Source organism: Pseudoduganella sp. RAF53_2 (assembly GCF_052113985.1).
In the GTDB taxonomy this organism is placed as follows: Bacteria; Pseudomonadota; Gammaproteobacteria; order Burkholderiales; family Burkholderiaceae_D; genus Rugamonas.
This window is the reverse complement of the sequence record NZ_JBFRDW010000353.1, coordinates 1-6,188: the sequence shown is the minus strand read 5'-3', so window position 1 is coordinate 6,188 and position 6,188 is coordinate 1. Positions and strand designations below refer to the sequence as shown.

8 protein-coding genes, 1 tRNA gene and 1 pseudogene are annotated in these 6,188 nt (G+C 63.2%); 2 read left to right on the top strand and 8 right to left on the bottom strand.

The window, feature by feature from the left end:
* The 5 genes from AB4Z11_RS19755 to AB4Z11_RS19735 all read right to left on the bottom strand — a co-directional run.
* Positions 1-400 (bottom strand): TlpA disulfide reductase family protein (locus tag AB4Z11_RS19755; protein WP_442027092.1); only part of this gene is annotated, 400 nt, incomplete at its 3' end.
* 19 nt (positions 401-419) lie between these two features.
* Complete coding sequence (locus AB4Z11_RS19750) at positions 420-1,055, bottom strand: BON domain-containing protein (protein WP_442027091.1); 636 nt, start codon at positions 1,053-1,055, stop codon at positions 420-422.
* Positions 1,048-1,644: a phosphoheptose isomerase gene (locus tag AB4Z11_RS19745; RefSeq protein WP_442027090.1), complete on the bottom strand. Its 597-nt coding sequence runs from the start codon at positions 1,642-1,644 to the stop codon at positions 1,048-1,050. The genes AB4Z11_RS19750 and AB4Z11_RS19745 overlap by 8 nt, the downstream gene beginning before the upstream one ends.
* Before the next feature lie 58 nt (positions 1,645-1,702).
* Positions 1,703-2,053 carry a YraN family protein gene (locus AB4Z11_RS19740; RefSeq protein ID WP_442027088.1) on the bottom strand — a complete coding sequence of 117 codons (351 nt, stop codon included), beginning with the start codon at positions 2,051-2,053 and terminating at the stop codon, positions 1,703-1,705.
* On the bottom strand, positions 2,050-3,297 hold the full coding sequence (locus tag AB4Z11_RS19735) for a penicillin-binding protein activator (protein ID WP_442027087.1): 1,248 nt from the start codon (positions 3,295-3,297) through the stop codon (positions 2,050-2,052). The genes AB4Z11_RS19740 and AB4Z11_RS19735 overlap by 4 nt, the downstream gene beginning before the upstream one ends.
* Positions 3,298-3,328: 31 nt before the next feature.
* Here AB4Z11_RS19735 and rsmI point away from each other — a divergent pair, with 31 nt between their 5' ends.
* Positions 3,329-4,234 (top strand): 16S rRNA (cytidine(1402)-2'-O)-methyltransferase, encoded by a 906-nt coding sequence (rsmI, locus tag AB4Z11_RS19730; protein ID WP_442027086.1) that lies wholly within the window; start codon positions 3,329-3,331, stop codon positions 4,232-4,234.
* Here rsmI and AB4Z11_RS19725 read toward each other — a convergent pair whose 3' ends face one another.
* Positions 4,235-4,855, bottom strand: coding sequence for a hypothetical protein (locus AB4Z11_RS19725; RefSeq protein WP_442027085.1), 621 nt, complete (start codon positions 4,853-4,855; stop codon positions 4,235-4,237).
* Between the two features lie 106 nt (positions 4,856-4,961).
* Here AB4Z11_RS19725 and AB4Z11_RS19720 point away from each other — a divergent pair.
* Positions 4,962-5,038 (top strand) — tRNA-Pro (locus AB4Z11_RS19720).
* A 116-nt stretch (positions 5,039-5,154) separates the two neighbouring features.
* Here the strand turns inward: AB4Z11_RS19720 and AB4Z11_RS19715 are convergent.
* Together AB4Z11_RS19715 and AB4Z11_RS19710 are read right to left on the bottom strand one after the other, a co-directional pair.
* Positions 5,155-6,063: a hydroxymethylglutaryl-CoA lyase gene (locus AB4Z11_RS19715; protein WP_442027084.1), complete on the bottom strand. Its 909-nt coding sequence runs from the start codon at positions 6,061-6,063 to the stop codon at positions 5,155-5,157.
* Between the two features lie 2 nt (positions 6,064-6,065).
* Positions 6,066-6,188, bottom strand: a pseudogene (locus tag AB4Z11_RS19710) (glyoxylate/hydroxypyruvate reductase A); the annotation flags it as partial.

Sequence of the window (6,188 nt, the reverse complement as noted above, 5' to 3'; positions counted from 1 at the left end):
CGTCGCCGTAGGCCTTGGCGGCTTCGCCGGTAACGTCCAGCGCGACCTTGAAGGGCAGCTGGCGGGTTTCGGTGAAGTTCACCACGTAGTTGGGCGCGTCGTACTTCATGGCCACGGCCACGAACTCCAGGCCCTTGGACTTGTACTTGTTGTACGTGTCGACCATTTCCGGCATCTCGCCCACGCAGGTGGTGCAGGACGTTGCCCAGAAATTAACCATGACAACCTTGCCACGCAGGCTGGCCGGCGTGATGCGTTCACCCTTGATGCCGACAAAAGTCACGTCCGGCGCCGGGGTGTGGTTGTTCAGGGATGCGTAAGCAGCAAAACCAATCCCGGCGATGACAGCAGCTGCAATCGCCGGCTTGATCCATGCTTTGGAAGAAGTATTGGTACTCATGCCGACGATTATAAACCGCTTAGCCCTGGGTCCGCTGGCCGCTGGCCTGAGCAGGCTGGTATTGCTTCCACTCGTCTTCGGTGATGTACTCGTACACCTTCACCACTTTGTACACGCCGCTCACGCCGCGTGCGATTTCGGCAGCCTGCGTGCCTTCGCGCTGGGTCACGCGGCCCATCAGGTAGACGTTACCGTGCTCGGTAATGACCTTGAAGGAGTTGGCCGAAATATCCTTGGCGTCCACCAGGCTGGCCTTCACCTTGGTGGTGATCAGCACGTCGTTGGAACGGGAGGTGTAGCTGGCGGGGCCGGCGATCTCCAGTTCGTTCACCACCGACAGCACGCCTTCAATGCCCTTCACTTCGCTTTCAACCGCGGCCTTCATGGCTTCGTCGCGGACTTCGCCGGTCAGCAGCACTTTGCGGTTGAACGCATTCACGTTCACGTGGCCGGCGTCGCCGGTCACATTAGGGATTTTCACCTCGGCTTTCACAACGATGGCCTTGTCCTCGGTCTGCGCGCCGAAGGTGCGGCGGTCGGCTGCAGCCAGGGTGCCGGATGCAGTACCGGCCACAACCAGCGGGAAACAAGCAGTCAGGCTACTCGCCAGCGTGGCAGCCAGGGCGGCTACCATCAGGGGGCGGGCTTTACTCATTCACATCTCCTCCGAACAGGGCGACGTCGATACCGTCGCAAATGCAATGGATGGTCACCAGGTGGACTTCCTGGATGCGGGCGGTACGTTCAGCCGGTACGCAGATATGCACGTCGGCGTCGGTCAGCATCTTGCCGATAGCGCCGCCGCCTTTGCCGGTCAGCGCCACCACGCGCATTTCGCGCTCCAGCGCTGCCTCGATGGCGGCCATCACGTTGGCCGAATTGCCGGACGTGGAAATCGCCAGCAGCACGTCGCCAGCCTGGCCGAATGCCTGCACCTGCTTCGAGAAGATCTCGCGGTAGCTGTAGTCATTGGCAACAGCGGTCAGGATCGACGAGTCGGTCGTCAGGGCAATCGCCGGCAGCGGGAAGCGTTCGCGTTCGAAGCGGCCCACCAGTTCCGCAGCAAAGTGCTGGGAATCCGCCGCGGAACCGCCATTGCCGCAGGCGAGAATCTTGTTGCCGTTGGAGAGAGCGGAGAACATTAGCTCAATCGCCTGCGCGATCGGCTGCGCGAGGACGGTGGCGGACTGGATCTTGGTTTCGGCACTTTCGTGGAAGTGCTGGAGGATGCGTTGATTAGTCATAGTGTGCGTAATTATAGTGCAGCTGCCCACGGGCCCGGACAAGCGCTGTTAAAAATGCTTACATTATTTCAAGCACGTTACGCAGCCAGCGTAACTGGCCGTTGTCGATGGCGATCAGGTCGAAGCGGCAAGGCGGCAGTTGATGATACCGCAGCAGGTAGAACTGGGCGGCCCGCAGCAGCCGTTTTTGTTTGGCGGGCGTCACGCTCCAGAGCGCGCCGCCGAAGCGCGTGGTGCCGCGCCGGCGCACTTCCACGAACACCAGGCCGGGGCCGTCGCGCATGATCAGATCCAGCTCACCGGCCTTGCAGAGGAAATTGCGTTCGACCAGAGTGAGTCCTTGTGCCTGCAGATAGGCCAGCGCTTCATCTTCGCTGAGCAGGCCCTTGATCTGCTGCGGCGTGCTCACTGGATCAGGGGAGTGGGAACGCCATTCTTGTACACCGCGGGCTGCTCGGTGCGTTCGAAATAAGATGGGCCCTGGCCGAAGTCGACCGTCAGCTGCCCCGTCACGCCATCGAGGCGGAAGCGGGTGCCCGGATGCAGGGCGATTTCGCGGGCGACGCGGAAGGCGTCCACGCCAAGCGCGTACAGGCGCTCCATGTCCGCGTTCATGGCCTGCTCCGGCTGTGGGTAAATCATCACCGCAGGATGATCGCGCTGCACCAGCCATGGCAGGTCCAGCAGCCGCACGCCATCCAGTTCGGGGCCGGGCTGCCAGCGCCCACGGCCGGGATTCAGGGCGGACGAGCCATACAGGGGGATGTCGCTCAACGGCGGGGCCGACAGCGAGGCGCGCAGCTGGCGGACCTGGTCGACATCCATCGCGGCAAACAGCACATCAACCGGATCGCTTTGCAGCTGGGCGCGCAGCGCCACCAGTTCAGGATCGCTGAGATAGCCGCTGCTGGCGCTGAGTTCCAGGATGCGTACCGGCGCGCCAATGCGCTGCCACTGCGCGGCAAAGGCGTTGGCGCTGCGCTTCTGCCATGCCGAACCGGCCGACAGCACCAGCGCGCGGCCGCTTGGATGATCTTGCGCGGCCCAGTCGGCGATCTGCTTTGCCTCGTCTTCAATCGAGAGCCCAATCGTCAGCATCTGCGGCGGCAGCTGCATCTCGGCGCGGCCTTCGGGATGGTTCAGGGCGATGGTCGGCCTGGAAACCAGCGGGCTGGTGGCCACGGCGGTGACGGCCGAGCGGGCCAGCGGGCCGACGATGATGTCCTGCTGTTGCTGGGCCGTCGCGTAGGCGGACAGCACGTCCTGCGCCGGCTCGCCCGTTTCGACGACGGTCACGGCGAAGCCGGTCTTGTCGCGTTCATAAGCAGCCATGAAGCCGGCGCGCACGGCATCCGCCGCGCGGCCCAGCGCTTCGGAGCGCAGCGGCAGCATCAGGCCGATGCGGACGTCGCCCCGGTCTGAAGGCGCGGCTTCGGGCGCGGCGCCCATTGCACCAGGCATGGGGACGGCGTAAGTTTGTACTTCGGCAGCCGGTTCGGCGGGCTTTTCCGGCATGCGCTCGGCCAGGCGCGCAGGCTTCGGAGGTGGTGGCGCACTTGTCAGCGTCTCAACAGGCGCGCACAATGCCCCTGGCGAATTACAAGGCGTGCTGCAGCCAGAAACCACGATGGCGGCCGCGATGAGTAATGCCATTCTTATCTTTTTTGCCAGCATCCTACCCCCAATGACAGTTCACGATTCCAGCCCGCTGTCCGCCCTGCCCGTCCTCGGCGAGACCGCGCACCAGACCTATCCTACGGCAACATTGTATGTAGTGGCTACGCCTATCGGCAATGTTACTGACATTAGTCTCCGGGCGCTGCACGTGCTGACCATCGTGGACGCTATCGCTTGCGAAGACACCCGCAACACGGCCCAGCTGATGAACCGGTTCGGCATTTCCAAGCCACTGGTGGCGGCGCATATGCACAACGAACGCGAGGCGGCCGAGGCGCTGGTGGCGCGGCTGCAGGCGGGTGAGCGCATTGCGCTGGTGTCGGACGCGGGCACGCCGGCCGTGTCCGATCCCGGTGCGCGCATTGTGGACGCGGTGCGCGCGGCAGGTCTGCGCGTGGTGCCGCTGCCGGGCGCCTCGGCGGCTGTGGCGGCGCTGTCGGCCAGTGGGCTGGTGAACGACCAGTTCCATTTCGTCGGCTTCCTGCCATCCAAGGCCAAGCAGCGCGAGAGCTATCTGCAGGGCTTGCAGGGCGTGACCGCGACCATGGTGTTCTATGAAGCGCCGCACCGCATCGTCGAGTGCGCGCAGGCGCTGGCGTCGGTGTTTGAGCCTTCGCGCCAGGTCGTGTTTGCACGCGAGCTGACCAAGCTGTTTGAAGAAATCCACCGTTGCCCGCTGTCCGAAGCCGAGGCGTGGCTGAAGGGGGATTCGCATCGCGAGAAAGGCGAGTTCGTGGTGCTGCTGGACGGTGCGCCTGAAGCCGCTGAGGCGGGCGATGCGGAAGCTGAGCGTGTGTTGCGCATCCTGCTGGCCGAGTGCTCGGTCAAGCAGGCGGCCTCGCTGGCGGCCCAGATCACGGGACAGAAGAAGAACGCGCTGTACGAGCGCGCACTCCAGCTCAAGGACGAGTAATCACCATTTGCAGCCGCTGTCCTTCTTCTCCATCATCAGGTACAGCGGCGCCAGCAGGCCACCGGGCAGGCCATCCTTGCAGTCCGGCCGGCCGGAATCCTTGATATCCCGCGCCAGTTTCTGCTCCTTCGTTTCGCGGTAGCGTTTGACACGGTTGACCTGCGCATTGGGCGCGTCGGACTTCGGCTCGTCCAGCGAAGCAGCGATATTGCGCGCCGCAGCCTTGGCGGCTTCCGGATCGAAGCGCGGCGTTTCCGGCACCGGTTCGGCCGGACGCGGCTCGCGCACCAGGTCCGGCGCAGCATTCGGCGCCGGCTGCACGTAGATCGCCTCCGGCGGCTTGCGCGGTGGCGGCGGCGCCTTCTTCGGCGCCTCGGCCGCCCGCTCACGCTTGCGTTCCGGCTGGGGGACAGGCTCCGGTTCCGGCGCAGGCTTGGCCACTGGCTCGGGAGGCGGCGGCAAAAGCCGGATCGTCACTTCGGTCGACCAGCGCCGTATATCCGGCGCCACGACAGGCGTAGGCGGACGCAGCACGGTCAACACCAGAGCGTGCAGTACGATAGAAACGGCTATCCCGACGGCAAATCGCCGCCTCGGGGCGGTAATAGCGAGGGTCGGCATGGTGCCGATCCTCTCACATTGTTAGAATTGCACCAAGCGCTTTTTACATCTTCCCGAATTTAGACACTTGACGGATGAGCTGGGGGTAGGTATTATCTTGCTTCTTCGGAGTGTAGCGCAGCCCGGTAGCGCATCTGCTTTGGGAGCAGAGGGTCCAAGGTTCGAATCCTTGTACTCCGACCAAGATTCAAGAAAAACCCCAGGAGTTTCGGCTCCTGGGGTTTTTTCTTTTTAAAACCCGAAAGCAAAAAGCTAGTGGCAGCCACATCGTGGCTGCCACTTGGCTTGCGCCTTGGGTTTTAGCCGACGCGCTTGGCGGCGATAGCGTTGCCGGCGCGGCTGGCGCTCTTGCGGTTCAGGAAATTCGAAATGAAGATTCCCGCATCGACAACCTTGTCGAGGTCCACGCCGGTTTCAATCCCCAGGCCGTTCAGCATGTAAATCACATCCTCCGTCGCCACATTGCCGGTCGCGCCCTTGGCATACGGGCAGCCGCCCAAGCCCGACACGGACGAGTGGAAAATCGAAATCCCCAGCTCCATCGACGCATAGATATTCGCCAGCGCCTGGCCGTAGGTATCGTGGAAGTGTCCCGATAAGCCATCCAGGCGGAATGCGCGAATCGCCGTCTCCATTACCGCCTGTGTCTTGCGCGGTGTCGACACACCGATGGTGTCGGCAATATCGATTTCATCGCAGCCCAGATCGCGCATGCGGCTCACCACGAAGGCCACCGACTCCAGCGGCACCTCGCCCTGGTATGGGCAGCCAAACGCCGTGCTGACGGAAGCGCGCAGGCGCAGCTTGTGTTCCTTGGCCGCCTTGGCGACCGGCACAAAGCGCTCAATCGATTCCGCGATCGAGCAATTGATATTCTTTTGCGAGAAAGCCTCGGACGCCGCGCCGAAAATCACCACTTCATCCGCGCCGGCAGCCAGTGCCGCCTCGAAGCCCTGCATGTTCGGCGTCAGCGCCGAATAGATCACGCCGGGTTTGCGGGTGATCGCCGCCATCACCTCTTTCGACGTCGCCATCTGCGGCACCCATTTGGGCGACACGAAGGAAGCTGCCTCGATATTCGGGAAGCCCGCATTGGTCAGGCGGTTCACCAGCTCGATCTTCACATCGGCCGGCACATCGCCCTTCTCGTTCTGCAGCCCGTCGCGCGGACCGACTTCAACAATCTTGACCTTCTTCGGCAAACTCATAATCAGTATCCATGCAAACGGTTGATGACATCGGCGATCGGTTCGCCGTTTTCCAGCTGGCGGATCTTGCCCGCGATCTGCTGCACGCTTTCGCGGCGCAGCGTCAGCGCGGCGATGTGCGGCGT

Excerpts from the sequence above, each read along its gene's own strand:
- AB4Z11_RS19750 (WP_442027091.1), bottom strand. The coding sequence starts at position 1,055 with ATGAGTAAAGCCCGCCCCCTGATGGTAGCCGCCCTGGCTGCCACGCTG.
- AB4Z11_RS19745 (WP_442027090.1), bottom strand. The coding sequence starts at position 1,644 with ATGACTAATCAACGCATCCTCCAGCACTTCCACGAAAGTGCCGAAACC.
- AB4Z11_RS19735 (WP_442027087.1), bottom strand. The coding sequence starts at position 3,297 with ATGGCATTACTCATCGCGGCCGCCATCGTGGTTTCTGGCTGCAGCACG.
- rsmI (WP_442027086.1), top strand. The coding sequence starts at position 3,329 with ATGACAGTTCACGATTCCAGCCCGCTGTCCGCCCTGCCCGTCCTCGGC.
- AB4Z11_RS19725 (WP_442027085.1), bottom strand. The coding sequence starts at position 4,855 with ATGCCGACCCTCGCTATTACCGCCCCGAGGCGGCGATTTGCCGTCGGG.
- AB4Z11_RS19715 (WP_442027084.1), bottom strand. The coding sequence starts at position 6,063 with ATGAGTTTGCCGAAGAAGGTCAAGATTGTTGAAGTCGGTCCGCGCGAC.